Annotated in this window: 17 protein-coding genes; 8 read left to right on the top strand and 9 right to left on the bottom strand. The window is 68.8% G+C overall.

Translation table 11 applies throughout. From position 1 onward, the window contains the following. Window positions 1-13: 13 nt before the first annotated feature. Together K883_RS01660 and K883_RS01655 are read right to left on the bottom strand one after the other, a co-directional pair. Window positions 14-526, bottom strand: coding sequence for a pyridoxamine 5'-phosphate oxidase family protein (locus tag K883_RS01660; RefSeq protein WP_014942664.1), 513 nt, complete (start codon window positions 524-526; stop codon window positions 14-16). A gap of 50 nt (window positions 527-576) precedes the next feature. Then, complete coding sequence (locus K883_RS01655; RefSeq protein ID WP_020823240.1) at window positions 577-1,278, bottom strand: IclR family transcriptional regulator; 702 nt, start codon at window positions 1,276-1,278, stop codon at window positions 577-579. An 85-nt stretch (window positions 1,279-1,363) separates the two neighbouring features. Here K883_RS01655 and leuC point away from each other — a divergent pair, with 85 nt between their 5' ends. The 3 genes from leuC to K883_RS01640 all read left to right on the top strand — a co-directional run bounded on the left by leuC (window position 1,364) and on the right by K883_RS01640 (window position 4,285). Beyond that, window positions 1,364-2,803 carry a 3-isopropylmalate dehydratase large subunit gene (gene leuC / locus K883_RS01650; RefSeq protein WP_036453517.1) on the top strand — a complete coding sequence of 480 codons (1,440 nt, stop codon included), beginning with the start codon at window positions 1,364-1,366 and terminating at the stop codon, window positions 2,801-2,803. Between the two features lie 26 nt (window positions 2,804-2,829). Beyond that, entirely contained in the window at window positions 2,830-3,426 is a 597-nt protein-coding gene (leuD, locus tag K883_RS01645) for a 3-isopropylmalate dehydratase small subunit (RefSeq protein ID WP_008259008.1), read from the top strand. Window positions 3,427-3,637: 211 nt separating this feature from the next. Then, complete coding sequence (locus K883_RS01640) at window positions 3,638-4,285, top strand: HU family DNA-binding protein (RefSeq protein WP_008259006.1); 648 nt, start codon at window positions 3,638-3,640, stop codon at window positions 4,283-4,285. A gap of 113 nt (window positions 4,286-4,398) precedes the next feature. Here the strand turns inward: K883_RS01640 and K883_RS01635 are convergent, their stop codons facing one another. From K883_RS01635 to cofC, 3 genes are all read right to left on the bottom strand, one after another. After that, window positions 4,399-5,346, bottom strand: coding sequence for an 8-oxo-(d)GTP phosphatase MutT1 (locus K883_RS01635; RefSeq protein ID WP_020823238.1), 948 nt, complete (start codon window positions 5,344-5,346; stop codon window positions 4,399-4,401). Window positions 5,347-5,431: 85 nt separating this feature from the next. Continuing rightward, window positions 5,432-7,633 (bottom strand): RNA degradosome polyphosphate kinase, encoded by a 2,202-nt coding sequence (locus K883_RS01630; protein WP_008259001.1) that lies wholly within the window; start codon window positions 7,631-7,633, stop codon window positions 5,432-5,434. 168 nt (window positions 7,634-7,801) lie between these two features. Beyond that, window positions 7,802-8,452, bottom strand: coding sequence for a 2-phospho-L-lactate guanylyltransferase (gene cofC, locus K883_RS01625; protein ID WP_036453516.1), 651 nt, complete (start codon window positions 8,450-8,452; stop codon window positions 7,802-7,804). A gap of 155 nt (window positions 8,453-8,607) precedes the next feature. Here cofC and K883_RS01620 point away from each other — a divergent pair, with 155 nt between their 5' ends. Next, the gene (locus K883_RS01620; protein WP_008258992.1) at window positions 8,608-9,651 is read left to right on the top strand and encodes an NAD(P)H-dependent glycerol-3-phosphate dehydrogenase; all 1,044 of its coding nucleotides are present in this window, start codon (window positions 8,608-8,610) and stop codon (window positions 9,649-9,651) included. 31 nt (window positions 9,652-9,682) lie between these two features. After that, on the top strand, window positions 9,683-10,828 hold the full coding sequence (locus tag K883_RS01615; protein WP_036453514.1) for a D-alanine--D-alanine ligase family protein: 1,146 nt from the start codon (window positions 9,683-9,685) through the stop codon (window positions 10,826-10,828). Here K883_RS01615 and K883_RS01610 read toward each other — a convergent pair whose 3' ends face one another. Then, the gene (locus K883_RS01610) at window positions 10,829-11,413 is read right to left on the bottom strand and encodes a DUF3515 domain-containing protein (RefSeq protein ID WP_008258986.1); all 585 of its coding nucleotides are present in this window, start codon (window positions 11,411-11,413) and stop codon (window positions 10,829-10,831) included. It lies immediately after the preceding gene. 45 nt (window positions 11,414-11,458) lie between these two features. Between K883_RS01610 and K883_RS01605 the strand changes: the two genes are divergently transcribed. Genes K883_RS01605 through K883_RS01595 form a run of 3 tightly spaced genes read left to right on the top strand, consistent with a single transcriptional unit; the run spans window position 11,459 to window position 14,066 of the window. Next, entirely contained in the window at window positions 11,459-12,406 is a 948-nt protein-coding gene (locus K883_RS01605) for a thiamine-phosphate kinase (RefSeq protein ID WP_179945041.1), read from the top strand. Between the two features lie 41 nt (window positions 12,407-12,447). Then, window positions 12,448-13,131 carry a uracil-DNA glycosylase gene (locus K883_RS01600; protein WP_008258983.1) on the top strand — a complete coding sequence of 228 codons (684 nt, stop codon included), beginning with the start codon at window positions 12,448-12,450 and terminating at the stop codon, window positions 13,129-13,131. A gap of 5 nt (window positions 13,132-13,136) precedes the next feature. Then, the gene (locus tag K883_RS01595; protein ID WP_036453510.1) at window positions 13,137-14,066 is read left to right on the top strand and encodes an NADP-dependent oxidoreductase; all 930 of its coding nucleotides are present in this window, start codon (window positions 13,137-13,139) and stop codon (window positions 14,064-14,066) included. A gap of 87 nt (window positions 14,067-14,153) precedes the next feature. Here K883_RS01595 and K883_RS01590 read toward each other — a convergent pair whose 3' ends face one another. From K883_RS01590 to K883_RS01580, 3 genes are read right to left on the bottom strand one after another with little or no spacing between them, the layout of a single operon-like run. Next, window positions 14,154-14,984: an oxidoreductase gene (locus K883_RS01590; RefSeq protein WP_020823232.1), complete on the bottom strand. Its 831-nt coding sequence runs from the start codon at window positions 14,982-14,984 to the stop codon at window positions 14,154-14,156. A 2-nt stretch (window positions 14,985-14,986) separates the two neighbouring features. Continuing rightward, window positions 14,987-16,231: a hypothetical protein gene (locus K883_RS01585; RefSeq protein WP_036453508.1), complete on the bottom strand. Its 1,245-nt coding sequence runs from the start codon at window positions 16,229-16,231 to the stop codon at window positions 14,987-14,989. Beyond that, window positions 16,224-17,414: a sulfotransferase family protein gene (locus K883_RS01580; RefSeq protein WP_036453506.1), complete on the bottom strand. Its 1,191-nt coding sequence runs from the start codon at window positions 17,412-17,414 to the stop codon at window positions 16,224-16,226. Before K883_RS01580 ends, K883_RS01585 begins: the two co-directional genes overlap by 8 nt. Window positions 17,415-17,416 lie beyond the last annotated feature (2 nt).

Below are 17,416 nucleotides of genomic sequence, written 5' to 3'. Positions count from 1 at the left end.
AACTAAACCGCAGTTACCGGTCGTTCCCCAGGACGGCCGGAGCGGTCGATCCACCCACCGGCATCGGCGCCAGGCCCAGTTTGCGGTGATCCCACGAACGAGCGCGGCGGGCCACGATGCGAACACAGACCCTCTTGTTCATCATCTGCTCGACGAACGGCTTCATGTCGTCGGTGTAAGGGCCGGTGTAGCGCTCCCAGACGCTGACCCCCACCCGGTGTGAGACGTCGGGGTCGTCCACGATCTCCGCGACGCCCTCGAAGGACACCCCGCGAAGCGTGTCGTAGGTGTGGCCGTCCTCGATCAAAAAGCTCACCCGCGGGTCCCGCTTGAGGTTGACGGCCTTCTGCGACTTCGCCTTGGTCTCCAGCCAGATCTCGCCGTCGACCACGGCGTACCACATGGCGGTCAGGTGAGGCTGGCCGTCGGGGCCGACGGTGGCCAGCGTTCCGGTGCGGCTCTTGACGACGAAATCGGCGATCTCGTCTTCCGACATGACGATGCTCGCGCGCTGATTGGTTCCCATACCGGCCAGTCTGTCAGGCCCGCCGCGGCGCTCGCGGAAGGACCTGGGAACTAGAGCCGGCGGGCCATCGCGTCGGCGGCGGACAGCAGATCGGCGGCCCAACGCGCTCCCGGACGCCGGCCGATCCGATCGATGGGGCCCGACACCGAGATGGCGGCGACGACGGTGCCGCGGCCGTCGCGCACCGGGGCGGACACGCTCGCCACACCGGGCTCGCGCTCGGCCACGCTCTGTGCCCAGCCACGGCGGCGCACCTCGGCCAGCGTTCGTTCGGTGAATTTGGCCGTCGTCAGCACCGCCTTCTGGGTGGCCGCGTCGCTATGTGCCAGCAGCACTTTGGCGCCCGACCCCGCCGTCATGGGCAGTCGCGCCCCGACCGGAACCGTATCGCGAAGGCCCGCAGCGGGTTCCAGGGCGGCCACACAGACCCGGTCGGTGCCCTCACGCCGGTACAGCTGCACGCTTTCGCCGGTGGTCTCGCGCAACAGGGGCAGCACCGCGCTGCTGGCGGCCAGCAGCGGATCGTTGACGTGCGCGGCGAGTTCGGTGACGGCCGGGCCCAGCCGCCAGCGCCCTTCGTCGTCGCGCGCCAACAGGCGATGGACTTCCAGGGCCGCCGCCAACCGATAGGCCGTGGCCCGGGGCAGCCCGGTCCGCTCACACAGTTCGGCCAATCCGCAGGGGGATTGGGCGACGCTGTGCAGGACACCCACGGCTTTGTCCAGGACGCCGATACCGCTATGCTGTCTCACAGGAAGATACTAGCGTCTCGCATTCTGAGATCACAGCCCGACTGATCGGCGAGCCGCGGATGACGCGAATTGAGGCGAGTTCGATATGGGGAGCGACGCAGGGGCGGCCGCCAAGCCGCGCACGCTGGCCGAAAAGGTCTGGGACGACCATGTTGTGGTCTCCGGGGGCACCTCGGGGCAGGGGGCCCCCGACCTGATCTACATCGATCTGCACCTGGTACACGAGGTCACCAGCCCGCAGGCTTTCGACGGCCTGCGCCTGGCCGGCCGGCCGGTGCGCCGCCCCGATTTGACGCTGGCCACCGAGGATCACAACGTGCCGACCATCGACATCGACAAGCCGATCGCCGACCCGGTGTCCCGCACGCAGGTCGAGACATTACGGCGAAATTGTGCCGAATTCGGTGTGCGGCTATATCCGATGGGCAACCTCGAGCAGGGCATCGTGCATGTCGTGGGGCCACAACTGGGCCTCACCCAGCCGGGCATGACGATCGTCTGTGGGGACAGTCACACCTCGACCCACGGCGCATTCGGCGCGCTGGCCATGGGAATTGGCACCTCGGAGGTCGAGCACGTGCTGGCGACCCAGACGTTGCCGCTGCGGCCGTTCAAGACGATGGCAGTCAATGTCGACGGGAAATTGCCCCCTGGCGTGACGGCCAAGGACATCATCCTCGCGCTGATCGCCAAGATCGGCACCGGCGGCGGGCAGGGGCATGTCATCGAATACCGCGGCAGCGCCATCGAATCCCTGTCGATGGAAGGCCGGATGACCGTCTGCAACATGAGCATCGAAGCCGGCGCCCGGGCGGGAATGGTGGCTCCCGATGCCACCACCTACGAGTTCCTGCGTGACCGCCCGCACGCCCCGAAAGGCGCGCAATGGGATGCGGCCATGCGTTATTGGCAGCAGCTGCACACCGACCCGGGCGCCGAATTCGACACCGAGGTCTACCTCGATGCGGAGTCGCTGAGCCCGTTCGTGACGTGGGGCACAAACCCCGGCCAGGGCGTGCCGCTGGCCGCCGCCGTGCCCGACCCCGAACTGATGGCCGACGACGGCGAGCGCCAGGCCGCTGAGAAAGCGTTGGCATACATGGACCTTCGACCGGGTACCCCGATGCGTGACATCGCCGTCGACGCGGTGTTCGTGGGCTCTTGTACCAACGGTCGTATCGAAGATCTCCGCGCCGTGGCCGACATTTTGCGCGGGCGCAAAATCGCCCCGGGGGTGCGGATGCTCGTCGTGCCGGGGTCGATGCGGGTGCGTGCGCAGGCCGAAGACGAAGGGCTGGGCGAGGTTTTCACCGCCGCGGGTGCCGAATGGCGGCAGGCGGGCTGCTCGATGTGCCTGGGGATGAATCCGGACCAGTTGGCGCCGGGCGAGCGGTGCGCGGCGACGTCCAACCGCAACTTCGAAGGGCGCCAGGGTAAAGGCGGCCGCACGCATTTGGTGTCTCCGGCCGTTGCCGCGGCGACAGCAGTTCGGGGCACATTGTCCGCTCCGGCCGATTTGAGCTGACGTATCCGACGTCTGAAGGGATGAGCATGGAAGCTTTTCACACCCACACCGGTATCGGTGTGCCGCTGCGGCGCTCCAACGTCGACACCGATCAGATCATTCCGGCGGTGTATTTGAAGCGTGTAACCAGAACCGGTTTCGAGGACGGCTTGTTCGCGAGCTGGAGGTCGGATCCGTCATTCGTGCTCAACCTCAGCCCGTTTGATCGGGGGTCGGTCCTGGTCGCAGGACCCGATTTCGGGACGGGCTCGTCGCGCGAGCATGCGGTGTGGGCGCTGATGGACTACGGGTTCCGAGTGGTCATCTCGTCTCGATTCGGTGACATTTTCCGGGGCAACGCCGGCAAGGCGGGGCTGCTGGCGGCCGAAGTTTCTCAGGACGGGGTGGAGCTGCTCTGGAAGCTGATCGAGCAGAGCCCCGGCTTGGAAATCACTGCCAATCTTCAAGATCGAAATATCACCGCGGGAACGACGGTGCTGCCGTTCAAGATTGACGACCACACCGCGTGGCGGCTACTCGAAGGTCTCGACGATATAGCCCTTACGCTGCGGAAACTCGATGAAATCGAGTCTTTCGAGGCGGCCTACCCGGACTGGAAACCTCGCACTCTGTCCACCTCCTGAACGGTCGGACGGAGCCGAATTTCTGCTCGATCGGCTAACTAAACCGGGCCGATTTTACGATCTCCCACCGGTCAAGGGCGGCAACCGGATTGCGAAAACGCCGTACGCCTTGCCGTGAAATTGCGCGTGGCTCTTGGAAATTTGCTGGGTGAGGGTTTACCGTGTCCACTAGTCGGTTCAAAATCGAGGACCACTAGTGTCGGAGGGATTGATGAATAAGGCAGAGCTCATTGATGTGCTCACACAGAAATTGAACACGGACCGTCGGCAGGCGACCGCAGCGGTCGAGAACGTTGTCGACACCATTGTGCGTGCGGTACACAAGGGCGACAGCGTCACCATTACCGGGTTCGGTGTGTTCGAACAGCGGCGCCGCGCAGCGCGCGTGGCTCGCAACCCGCGTACCGGTGAGACGGTGAAGGTGAAGCCGACTTCCGTCCCCGCGTTCCGTCCCGGTGCCCAATTCAAAGCGGTTGTGTCTGGCGCACAGCGTCTCCCGTCGGACGGCCCGGCCGTCAAGCGCGGTGTGGTAGGTGGCACGGGCGCGGCCAAGAAGACCGCGGCCAAGAAGGCTCCCGCCAAGAAGGCTGCGGCCAAGAAGGCTCCCGCCAAGAAGGCCGCGGCCAAGAAGGCTCCCGCCAAGAAGGCCGCAGTGAAGAAGGCTCCGGCCAAAAAAGCCGCAGTGAAGAAGGCTCCGGCCCGCAAGGCCGCGACCAAGGCTCCGGCCAAGAAGACTGCGGCCAAGAAGGCGCCGGCCCGCAAGGCCGCGACCAAGGCTCCGGCCAAGAAGGCCGCGAGCAAGTCGACCGCCCGCAAGGCTCCCGCCAAGAAGACGACCGCGCGTCGCGGCCGCCGGTAGGCAGAGCACGTTCTAGACACGAATACCCTTCGGCGGCAGCGGTGCCCCGGAGGGTATTCGTGTGCTAGCGGCGGGCCGCCGCCTTCGAGCTGCGGTCGGCCGTCGCTCTGTCGCTAGGCGCGCACATTGGCGGCCAGCGCACCGCCGAGGTGATCGGCGGCGACCAGTCGGCCGCCCGACAACGACAGCACCCAGGTGCTGCCCTTGTGATTGCGCGATTTGTCCGGCCGCACCCCGTCGCGGGCACACCACCACGCGATCAGGTCCGGAATCACCTTGCCCTGCGTGCAGACAACCGGTGTGCCGTGCTCGCCGGCGATGTCCAGCATCCGGTGGCGGCCGCGTTTGGCGTTCTTGGCGTAGGCCTCTTCGGTGAGGGTGGGCTCGTTGTGCACGGTCGAGCCGAGCTCCTCGGCGAGTGGTTCCACGGTCTGATGGCAGCGGACCCGGTCGGCCGCATACACCCGCGACGCACCGAAGGCCATCAGCTGGGGAACCAGCGCCTTGGCCTGCGCGCGCCCCCGTTTGTCCAGCGGCCGCTTGGTGTCATCGCCGGAGAAACGCGACTTGCGTCCCGCGGTCGCGTGCCGGACCACCAACACGGTGTGGGTGTCCGCCGGCTTTTTGTTGAAGTGGCGCAAGACTTTTCGGTCCTGGGCGTAATCGAGTTTCCGCATGGCTTCGGCCACCGGCAACCAGAGCAACCGGTCGACCTCGTCGCCGGGAACGAACTCGCCGCCCACGGCGCGCGCCGACCAGTAGGAGACTTTTTTGACGCCCGCGTCGATCGGATAGCTGACCGCGTTGAGCCGCCTGCCCAGGACGGCGTGTTGGCCGGTCTCCTCGTACACCTCCCGCACCGCCGCCACGGGCGCGGTCTCGCCGGGGTCCACTTTGCCTTTGGGCAGTGACCAATCGTCATAGCGGGGGCGGTGGATGACGGCGATCTCGACATCGTGGTCGGCGGTGTCGGCATCGCCCGGTCGCCACAGGACCGCGCCGGCGGCTTGGACGATTCGGCTTCCAGAGCGCCGGTCGCTAGACGAGCTCGAAGGCGGCACCTCAACTCCTGCAGGTCAATTCGGTCAGAGTCGCACGTTCAATCACGCTGCGGCCCGGGAACAACTCCGAAATCACCGCACAGGTCTAGGGACTGCGATGCCGCTCCATCAACGATACTTGGTGGTCGCGCACCGTATGGCCCTCTTGCGGCGACGCGGTCCACTGCCCGTCGGACCCGAGTTCCCAGCAGCGCGTGGACGGATCCAGTGCGGACTCGAACAATTCATCCAGCTGCGCGGTGAGCTTGGGGTCCTTGACTTGAGCCAGCACCTCCACCCGGCGATCGAGGTTGCGGTGCATCATATCGGCGCTGCCGATCCAGAATTCGTTGATGTTGCGGAAATGGATGATCCGCGAGTGCTCGAGGAAACGCCCGAGAATGGAGCGCACAACAATGTTTTCGGAGTAGCCCTGTGCACCCGGGCGCAGCGCGCAGATGCCACGCACCACCACCTCGACCCGCACGCCGGCCTGCGACGCCCGGTACAGCGCATCGATGACCTGTTCGTCCACCAGCGCATTCATCTTGAGACGGATTCGCCCGTCCCCGCGTTCGCGGTGCGCCGCGATCTCACGCTCGACGCGCTCGATGATCCCGGTGCGAATTCCGTGCGGCGCCACCAGCAGATTGCGGTAGGAGACCTTACGCGAATACCCGGTAAGCGAATTGAACAAGTCGGTGAGGTCGGCGCCGATGTCGGGAGCCGCGGTCAGCAGGCCGACATCCTCATAGAGACGGGCGGTCTTGCTGTTGTAGTTGCCCGTTCCGATGTGGCAATACCGCCGGATCGCCGAGCCTTCGCGACGCACCACCAAGCAGGTCTTGCAGTGCGTCTTGAGCCCGACGAGTCCGTAAACCACGTGCACGCCCGCCTGTTCGAGTGCGCGCGCCCAGCGAATGTTGGCCTGTTCGTCGAAGCGCGCCTTGATCTCGACCAGTGCCACCGCCTGCTTTCCGGCCTCGGCCGCTTCGATCAGCGCGCGAACGATCGGCGAATCACCGGAGGTGCGGTACAACGTCTGTTTGATCGCCAGCACATTGGGGTCGGCGGCGGCCTGCTGGATGAATCGCTGCACGCTGGTGGAGAACGAGTCATACGGGTGGTGCACCAGCACGTCGCCCTCGCGCAGCGTCGCGAAGATGCTCTTGGGGGATTCGCGGTCGGCGAAGGCCGGATGCGTGTCGGGGACGAACGCGGGGTCCTTGAGCGCCGGGCGGTCCAGGTCGTAGATCTGCCACAGCGACGAAAGATCCAAAAGGCCGGGGACTTCGATGACGTCACCGGGATGCACATCGAGTTCGCGCAGCAGCAATTCCAGCATGCCCTCGGTCATGTCGTCGGCGATCTCGAGTCGCACCGGCGGGCCGAACCGCCGGCGCGCCAGTTCGCGTTCGAGGGCCTGCAGCAGGTCTTCGTCGCGGTCTTCTTCGACCTCCATGTCGGCGTTGCGTGTGATGCGGAAGGCGTGGTGCTCCACGATTTCCATGCCGGGGAAGAGAAGAGGAAGGAAGGCCGCGATCAGTTCCTCCAGCGGCAGATAGCGCACGATGGAGCGGGCTTCGCCCGCGGCGCTGTCCCGGCCCGAGGCGGGGGCGGCGAGTTCGACGAAGCGATCGACGTTGTTGGGCACCTTGACTCGCGCGAAGTGCTGGCCACCATCCTCGGGCTGGCGGACCATGACCGCCAGATTCAGGCTCAGCCCGCTGACGAACGGGAACGGGTGCGCGGGGTCGACGGCCAGCGGCGTCAGGACGGGAAAGACTTGTTCGGTGAAATAGGCCGAGAGTTCGTCGCGTTCGGCCTGATCGAGGTCGGCCCACGTCACGATGTGGATGCCTTCCTCGGCCAGCGCCGGCCGCACCGAATCGAGGAACACCCGCGCGTGCCGGGTGGCGATCCGCTGGGTTTGCTCCCCGATGAGGGCCAGCTGCTTGCGCGGCGTCAGACCGTCGGCGGAGCGCACCGACAGGCCCATCTCGTCGCGGCGCTTGAGGCCGGCGACCCGCACCATGTAGAACTCGTCGAGGTTGGAGGCGAAGATCGCCAGGAATTTCGCCCGTTCCAGCAGCGGCAACGAATTGTCGTCGGCCAGCGCCAGCACGCGGGCGTTGAAGTCCAGCCAGCTCAGTTCCCGGTTGAGGTAACGCTCGTCGGGCAGATCGGTCATCGCGGTGGGCGTCGCAGCCGGGGGCGCCGCCACGGCCGAGTCGCCTGAATGCCACAAATTCTCGTCGGGTCGCGCCTCAGCTTCGATTTCAGTCACCCTGCGATCATCGCTCATCACGCGCGGGTGCTGCCAGTGGTGATCGCGAGCGCGGCCGTGGCCGGGCGAAGCGGGTCACCACTCATCGACACCAGTGGTGATCGCGAGCGCGGCCGTGGCGGGTCACCGGAATCCATTCGCCGTTGGGCCGACGTTCGCTTTCCGGACATCGACCGCTCGTGAGGCAAATCAGTGCGCGGCGATGGCGCGGGCAGTCGCGGCGCCCACCCCCAGGCGGCGGGCGGCAGCGAGGTCGGTCGGAGTGTCGACGTCACAGCGCAGGCCGGGCCACGCGCCGGTCAGCTCGATCGCACCCGAACTGCGGTGCCGCGCCGAGGAATCGGAACCGAACCGGGGATCGAGCGGACCCCCGAACGCGAAGAGCGCCGCGGTTCCGGTCGCCAACCGGTCGGCGACGAAGCTGCGCCGGTGCTGGCGCGCGGCGCCGAGGGCCTCGGCCAGCTCCTGGGTCTGCAGCGCCGGCAAATCGCCTTGCAGCGCAACGACATTGGAGAACGAAGTTGCCACCGCGCGCGCCGCGGTGGCGATCGCGTTGTTCAGGGGATCGGGGTGGCCCTCGGGCGTCGGGTCGAAAAGCACGTCGGCACCCAGCTCGGCGGCCGCCGCGGCCGCCGCGTCGTCGGGGGTGATGACGGTGATCGAGCCCAGCGATTCCACGCGTCCCGCGGCGGTCAGGGTGTCCATCAACATCGCCAGCACCACGCTCTCGCGGGTGCGCGCCGAGAAAACCGGCGCCAGTCTGGTCTTGGCCGCGGCCAGCCTCTTGACGGCGATGATCAACGCGACATCGCCCGCGCCGTCGGCTCGTATGCCGCTCATGAGATGTCATCCTGCCAGCGCGGCCCCGCGCGCCGGCGTCATGGCCCCGGCGCGCGGGACACGCTGGCGCGCGTGACGCCCGGTCCGGCGCTGATCTAGGGTGTAGCGGCTGCACGTGCCGCATGAGCAACGCCGACCACGACAGGGGGTGACACATGACCAGCACGCATGCCGGTTCGACCGGCGCCGTCACGGTCATGGGCGCCGGGGCGTGGGGCACGGCGCTGGCGAAGGTGCTCGTCGAGGCGGGCGGGCCGGAAACACAGGTCACGTTGTGGGCCCGCAGGCCCGAGCTCGCCGAGCGGATCAACGCCACCCGATCGAACCCGGACTATCTGCCCGGCACGTCGCTGCCGCCGGGCATCCGCGCCACCGCCGACGCCGCCGAGGCGCTCCAAAACGCGTCCACGGTGCTGCTCGGCGTGCCGGCGCAGACGATGCGGAGCAACCTCGAGCGCTGGACCCCGCTGCTGCGCGACGGCGCGACCCTGGTCAGCCTGGCCAAGGGCATCGAGCTGGGCACGCTGATGCGGATGAGCCAGGTGATCGTCGCGGTGACCGGCGTCGACCCCGCTCACGTCGCGGTGATCTCGGGGCCGAACCTGGCCAGCGAGATCGCCGGATGCCAGCCGGCCGCGACCGTGGTCGCCTGCGGCGACTCGGGCCGGGCCGTCGCCCTGCAGCGCATGCTGAACAGCGGATACTTTCGCCCTTACACCAACAGTGATGTGGTGGGCACCGAGATCGGCGGGGCGTGCAAGAACGTGATCGCGCTCGCCTGCGGGATGGCGGCCGGCGTGGGGCTCGGCGAAAACACCGCGGCGGCGATCATCACCCGGGGCCTGGCCGAGATCATGCGGCTGGGGATCGCGCTGGGCGCCAAGGGCGCGACGCTGGCCGGGCTCGCCGGCGTGGGCGACCTGGTGGCCACGTGCAGCTCCCCGCATTCGCGCAACCGGTCGTTCGGTGAACGGCTCGGCCGCGGAGCAACCGTCGAGTCGATTCTTTCCGGCACGCCCGACGGCGGCGACGGGCACGTCGTCGAGGGTGTGACGTCCTGCGAGTCGGTGCTGGCGCTGGCGGCCAGTTACGACGTCGAAATGCCGCTCACCGACGCCGTGCACCGGGTCTGCCACAAGGGGCTGTCGGTCGACGAGGCGATGGCGCTGCTGCTGGGCCGTCGCACCAAGCCCGAGTGAGAACCCACCTACCCGGTAGCCTCTTGAGATTGTGAATGCCAGCGATCGGTCGACGCCGCACCCCGGCTCGGGGGGCGGCGAGCGGGCGCGCGTGGCCGTCGTCTTCGGGGGGCGCAGCAACGAGCACGCCATCTCGTGCGTCTCGGCGGGCAGCATTCTGCGCAACCTCGACCCCGAGCGTTTCGCGGTGGTCGCGATCGGCATCACCCCGGAAGGTTCCTGGGTGCTCACCGACGGCGACCCGGCCGCGTTGGCGATCACCGACCGGCGGCTGCCCGAAGTCACCGCCGAGTCGGGGACCGAACTGGCGCTGCCGGCCGATCCGCGGCGCGGCGGCCAATTGGTCGCCCTGCCGCCCGGCGCCGGTGAGGTGTTGGCGTCGGTTGACGTGGTGTTCCCCGTGCTGCACGGCCCCTACGGCGAGGACGGCACCATCCAGGGTCTGCTCGAACTCGCCGGCGTGCCGTATGTGGGGGCCGGTGTGCTGGCCAGCGCCGCCGGCATGGACAAGGAGTTCACCAAGAAGCTGTTCGCCGCCGAGGGATTGCCGGTTGGCGACTACGCGGTGCTGCGCCCCTCGCGCGCGCGGCTGCGGCCCGAGGAGTGCCAACGGCTGGGGTTGCCGGTGTTCGTCAAACCCGCCCGGGGAGGTTCCTCGATCGGTGTGAGCCGGGTAGCGAGCTGGGACCAGCTGGACGCCGCTGTTGCCGCGGCGCGCCGCCACGATCCCAAAGTCATCGTCGAGGCCGCGATCGTCGGCCGCGAGCTGGAGTGCGGTGTGCTCGAAATGCCGGACGGCACAGTCGAAGCCAGCGCGCTGGGCGAGATCCGGGTGGCCGGCGTGCGGGGCCGCGAGGATTCGTTCTACGACTTCGCCACCAAATACCTTGACGACGCGGCCGAATTGGACGTGCCCGCAAAGGTCGACGACGAAATCGCCGACACGGTACGCCAATTGGCGATCCGCGCCTTCAGGGCCATCGACTGTCAGGGGCTGGCGCGGGTGGATTTCTTCCTCACCGAGGACGGGCCGGTGCTCAATGAGATCAACACGATGCCGGGGTTCACCACGATCTCGATGTACCCGCGCATGTGGGCGGCCAGCGGCGTGGACTACCCGACGCTGCTGGCGACGATGGTCGAGACGGCGCTGGCCCGCGGGGTGGGCCTGCGCTAGCTAGCGCGCCGGCCCGGGGCTGATGGGCCCGGCCGGGATGCGCTGCGCGATCACCTCCGACAGGCGCTGGATCGGCGCCGGGCCCGACCCGGTGGGCAGCGTGAGCGCCACGTAGACACCGCGATCCACCGCGTACCAGGTGGATCTGCCGGCGTCACCGGCGGATTGCTGGTCGGAGCGCACCTGGAACCACTGCACCCGGTCGACCACCTGGATCGGGGAGCCGACGACGAACTCGCCCGGGCGGTCCAGGCCGCAGCGCAGCACGACGGGGTCGGCGCCCCGCCCGGAGCGCCATGCCGCCGCGCCCACCGGTGCCGGCTGCTCGAGCGCCGCCCGCTGGTAGTCACCCAGGCGCTGCGGCAGCGCGTCCATCAGCGCCCGGCACGCGGGGCTGTCGGCCTGCGGCGCCGGGACGCCCGCGACGGCGACCGGCTGCGGGGGCGCCTCACGGGTGGCCGCGATCGCCAGGATCACCCCGATGGTCGTGACGGCCAGCGCTACCGCGACGATGATCACCGCGCGCGGCGGCCCGCCGTCGGCGTCCGATTCGGTTGCCACCGCGGCCACCTCCTGTCCCCACATCACTATCGCCTCAGCTCATCCCGATGGCCAATTATCGTGGGTGGCGTGCGGGACGAATCGACGCTGCGGCAACTCGGCGAATTCGCCGTGATCGACCGCCTGGTGGCCGGTCGCCGCCAACCCGCCGCTGTGGTGCTCGGGCCGGGTGACGACGCGGCGCTGGTGGCGGCCGGCGATGGCCGCGTCGTGGTGTCGACCGACATGCTGGTGCAGGACCGGCATTTCCGGCTGGACTGGTCGACGCCGCACGACATCGGCCGCAAGGCGATCGCCCAGAACGCCGCGGACATCGAGGCGATGGGCGCGCGGCCCACGGCGTTCGTCGTCGCCTTCGGCGCGCCCGGTGAGACGCCGGCGGCCGCGGTGGACGCGCTCGTCGACGGGATGTGGGACGAGGCGCAACGGGTCGGGGCCGGCATCGCCGGCGGCGACCTGGTCAGCTGCCCGCGGTGGGTGATCTCGGTGACGGTGCTCGGCGATCTCGGCGGCCGCGAGCCGGTGCGGCGATCGGGCGCAACGCCGGGTTCGCTGGTCGCCGTCGCCGGCGACCTGGGCCGTTCGGCCGCGGGATTCGCCTTGTGGCACACCGGTATCGGCGGCTTCGAGGAGCTGCGGCGCCGGCATGTGGTGCCCGAGCCGCCGTACGGTCAGGGTGCGGTCGCCGCCGCCGGGGGGGCGCAGGCGATGATCGACGTCTCCGACGGCCTGATCGCCGACCTGCGGCATGTGGCCGTCGCGTCGGGGGTGGGCATCGACCTGTCCACGGCGGCGCTGACCGCCGACCGCGACGCGCTCGCCGCGGCGGCCGCCGCCGCAGGCGCCGATCCCTGGCCGTGGGTGCTGGGGGGCGGCGAAGACCACGCCCTGGTGGCATGTTTCGCCGGACCCGCGCCGGCCGGATGGCGCATCATCGGGCGGGTGCTCGACGGGCCGGCCCGGGTGCTCGTCGACGATCAGGAGTGGAGCGGCCACGCCGGCTGGCAGTCGTACTAGGGTGACGCGGTGACCGTTTACCCGATCGCGAAGGGCCGACGATGACGGCGCGCCCGTTGAGCGAATTGGTCGAGCCGGGCTGGGCGAACGCGCTGCAACCCGTGGCCGGGCAGGTCGCCCAGATGGGGCAGTTCCTGCGGGACGAGATCGCGGCCGGGCGCAGGTATCTGCCCGCCGGCCCGAATGTGTTGCGCGCCTTCACTTATCCGTTCGACCAGGTCCGGGTGCTGATCGTCGGGCAGGACCCCTACCCGACGCCCGGACACGCTGTGGGGCTGAGCTTTTCGGTGGCCCCCGAGGTGCGGCCGCTGCCGCGCAGCCTGGCCAACATCTTTCAGGAGTACACGACCGACCTGGGTCACCCCCCGCCCTCGTGCGGTGACCTGACGCCCTGGGCGCAGCGCGGTGTGCTGCTGTTGAACAGGGTGCTCACCGTGCGACCCAGCAATCCGGCGTCGCATCGGGGCAAGGGCTGGGAAGCGGTGACCGAATGCGCCATCCGGGCGCTGACCGCGCGCTCGCTGCCGCTGGTGGCGATCCTGTGGGGCCGCGACGCCTCGACGCTCAAACCGATTCTCGCCCAAGGCAATTGCGTGGCCATCGAGTCACCGCATCCCTCGCCGCTGTCGGCGTCGCGGGGGTTCTTCGGCTCCCGCCCGTTCAGCCGTGCCAACGAACTGCTGGCCGGAATGGGCGCGGACGCGATCGATTGGCGGCTGCCCTGAACGAGATGACCGCGCTACGGGCGAACCGGCGCGGCGGACCGGAGCAGCTGGTGATCGAGCGGGCGCCCGTGCCGGTGGCGGCCGCCGGGGAAGCCTTGGTGGCCGTGCACGCGGCCGCCATCACCTTCGACGAGCTGACATGGGAGGAGACGTGGACCCGCGACGGCGTCAGCCGAACCCCCGTCATCCCGTCCCACGAGGTCTCCGGTGTGGTGTCCGCGGTGGCCGACGACGTCACGGATTTCGTGCCCGGCGACGAGGTCTACGGACTGATCGCGTTCGACCGCGACGGCGCGGCCGCCGATTTCGTCGCCGTGCCCGCGGCCGATCTGGCCGCCAAACCGTCGACGGTCTCCCACGTCGTCGCCGCCGCGCTCCCGCTGGCTGGCCTGACCGCGCTGCAGGCACTGGTCGATCACGCCGCGGTGCGGCCAAAGGAGAGCGTGCTGGTGCACGGAGGCGCCGGCGGGGTGGGGCTGTTGACCGTTCAGTTGGCCGCCCTGCTGGGTGCGCAGGTCACCGCGACCGTGCGCAGCGACACCGCGAATCTTCTTCGCGGCTGCGGCGCGCATCGGGTGATCGACACGCGCACCGAGGCATTCGACGAGGCCGGCGCCGCCTACGACGTCGTCGTCGACACCGTCGGCGGGCAGACGCTGGAAAGGTCCTACGGCGTGCTGCGCCGCGGCGGCCGGCTGGTGACGTTGTCGGCACCGCCGCCGGACGGCCGGGCCGACGAATTCGGTGTCAGCGCAACCTTCTTCATCGTCACACCGAATCGGGATCAGCTCGCCGAGCTCGCCGCGCTCGTCGACAGCGACCGGTTGCACGTCGCGATCGCCCAGACGTTCCCGCTCGACGAGGGCCGGGAGGCGTTCGAAAGCCGGGAGCGGGGCGGACGCGCCGGCAAGACGGTCCTGGTCGTGCGGGACTGACGACCGCGCGCGGCTCCTCGAGATATAAACCTGGCACATCCCCCGGGGCGTGTCGTGTGCGTGCGTGATGTGTCGCGGTGCTGGGCGTCACGAGGCCGGGAAGTTGACGTCCTTGGTGACGGCCTCCCATTCGTCGATCGACGCCGACAACGCGGCGATCTTGTCCCGCATGGCCTTGAGCACGTCGCGGCCCAGCAGCAACCGCAGCGGCGGGTCGTCGAGCTTGGCGAGCATCAGCACCGCCTCGGCCACCTTGCGCGGGTCGCCGGGCAGGTGATCGGCGAACTGCTTGATCAGGTCCTTGCGCGCCGCCACGTCGGCGTAATCGGTGATCGGGGCGCCGGATTCCTTCATCGACCTTGTCGCCCAATCGGTGCGGAACGCGCCGGGTTCGACGGCGGTCACCTTGATGCCCAGGGGGCGGACCTCGGTGGCGAGCGCCTCGGTGACCGCCTCCAGCGCGAACTTGGTCGACGAATAGTAGGCGTTGGGCGGGTTGGCCACCAGGCCGGTCATCGAGGAGATGTTGATGATGTGGCCCGATCCGCGGGCGCGCATGGCCGGCAGCACCGCCTTGATCATGGCGACGGCGCCGAAGTAGTTCACGTCGAACAGCTTTCGGACCTCGGCGTCCTCACCCTCTTCCACCGCGGACAGGTAGCCGTGTCCGGCGTTGTTGACCAGCACATCGATTCCGCCGAAGGCCTCGTCGGCCGCGGCCACCGCGGCCGCGACCTGGCCGGTGTCGGTCACGTCGAGCGCGACGGCCAGCGCCCGGTCGCCGAACTCGTCGGCGAGGTCCTGTACTGCCTCGGTGCGCCGCGCCGTCACCACCACGCTGTGGCCGGCTTCCAGTGCGGCGCGGGCGATTTCGCGTCCGAAGCCGGTAGAGCATCCCGTGATCAGCCAGCGAGCCATCGCTAAATCGTCCCTTCCGGTAGGCGGCGCAGATATCCCTTGCGGCGCTCGGCGAGCTGGGCGGCCCGCTGCTGCGGGCTCACCCGCTCCAGGTGCGGCACTTCCGCGTCGAGCCGGTCCAGCTTGACGACGCGGCCCCGCGCACCGAGGTCTTCGCGCGGACCGGCCTCCCCGAACTCCGCCATGCGCAGGGTCAGGATGGCCTCGCGCAGGCCGTCGGAGTCGATCCAGTTGGCCACGCCGGGATCGACGGGGGAGATCACGTAGGTGTAGGTGCCGTCCTCGTTGGGGACCGACTGCGCCTTGTTGAGGCTGCCGGTGCGGTCGACGAGCTCGAGCGTGGTGCCCCAGACGTTGCTGAGCGGGACGGTGAAGTATTCGGCGCCACCGTCATTCAGGTCGACGACGAACGCCTCGTCGGGGCCGAGATCGAAACGGCCCATCACGTACACCTGGTTGCGCATGGCGCCGATCTTGTCGGCCGACCAGGCCAGGTTGAAATGGTTGGCGGGCATCTTGTACACGCCGTGGCTGAGCTTGCCGGTGAAGTTCGCGAAGTAATCCATCATCGCGGCGGTGGCCTCGGCCTGCTCGTCAAGGGTGCGTGCCGGTGTTGACGCCGGGGCGCCAAGCCGTTGCACCTCAAGGTGATTGGGGTCGTCGCGGCCCCAGTCCAGCAGCACGTCGCGAATGTAGAACTCGTGTGCCGCCGGGGTGCTCCGCACGTGATTGGGCCGACCGTCGGCGGGTTCGGAGTCGACGGTGATGGTGAAGCTGCCGTCGGAGTCGACCCGCATGGTGCGGCCGTTGAGCACGTCGACGGTGCCCATGTTCGCATCCCAGAGGGTGAAGTAGTTCTCGGTCATCCGGTGTTCGCCGACCCGGCCGTGGATCTCGTAGCGCTCGTCACCGGAGATGGGGATCACCCGGTACACGCTGTCGGGATTGTCGATGCCCCACCGCGATCCGGGGATCCGTCGGCCGTTTACGGGGTGGGCCAGCCGGGTGATGCAGCTGACCTTGGGTCGCAGCTTGTCCTGGTTGGACGACCACATCGCCGCCGAGAACATCACCTCGGCAAACGCGTCGTCGAACCGTTCGCGCATCGCGTCGGACGCTTTGGCGCGGCCCAGCCAGGTTTCTGCAACGGTCCGGTACGCGGCCTTGACGGTGGGATGCTCGATCAGCTCGAGCGCCGCCAATTCCTGTTCGTGCTGGGATGCCGTCGCGACCGGGTCTTCAGGCATGCGCTGTTCCTCCGATATATTGTGCAAATCGCTTGTTGTACAACGTGAATCGCTCGTCGACCTGCTCGGGAAGCAGGCCGTAGTTCTCCAGGCCGTAGGGCGGGCGCGCCGCCTCGCGCGGACGCTCACGCAGCCAGCGCCGCATCGCGTCCTCGGCCTCGGCCGTCAGCGGCAGCCCGATCGCGTCGTAGACGCGGGCCACCTGCCCGATCGGGTCGGCCACCGCATCGTCGAACCCGATGTCGGTGACGCGCTCACCGTCGTCGGACCAGCCGTCGCGGGTCGTCATCGCACGGTCGTTGGTCCAGCCCATCCGTGCCAGCCATTGCGCGCCGACCCGGTGGGCGTCGACGACGTCGGCGTGCATCGCGTGCAGCGTGGCGTTCAGACTGGCCCCCGACGCGATCGTGGTGCGGGGATCGCGGTGCATGTGCACGACGTGCAGGTCGGGAAAGTGCGCGCGCAGCAGGCCCAAATACCCCAGGTGCGCCGGTGATTTGAGCACCCAACGCTGACCGGCCAGCCCGCGTTGGCGTTTTTGCCATTGCAGGAACTGCAGCATGCGGTGCAGGTAGCCATAGGCGGGCGAGAAGTCCTGGTCGTCGAGCCAGGTTCGGTAGTGGGGCAGGTGGGCGCCCGACTCGGGGACGTGTGACAAGAAGGCGTCCGCCAAAAAGACGATCTCCTCCTCGGCTTCGGTGGCGTACATCGGGTGGATGGAGAACAACTCGGGCGCCAGCTCGCGCGATTTCGCCTCGCGCGCTTGGCTGATGGCGATGCGCGGATCCACCCCGGTGAACTGATGGTCCAACCGCGGCGCAACCTCGACGACCTCCCACCCGTACGCGCAGACGAAGCGCGGATCGGCCGCCAGCAGGCGCTGCAACAGCGTGGTCCCGCTGCGCATCATCCCGACGACGACGATCGGCGCGGCCACCCGCTCGTCGAGAATCTCCGGATGGCGGCGGATCCACTCCTGGGTGCGCAGCCGCATCCGCAGGCTGTGCACGATGCCCGAGCGCAGGATGTGGGCACCGATCGCGTTGAGGTCGGCGCGCGCATAGTCGCGCAGCAGGACGGTCAGCGGCTCTTCGAATTCGCCCGGGGCCCAGTCGGTGAGCCCTTCCTTGCGTTGCGCGTCGGCCAGGACGGCGGCCGGCTCGAAGACGCTGGGGGATGGCACGA

This window comes from Mycobacterium sp. TKK-01-0059 (genome assembly GCF_000709305.1).
Taxonomy (GTDB): domain Bacteria; phylum Actinomycetota; class Actinomycetes; order Mycobacteriales; family Mycobacteriaceae; genus Mycobacterium; species Mycobacterium intracellulare.
This window is presented reverse-complemented; position numbering and strand designations above follow the sequence as displayed.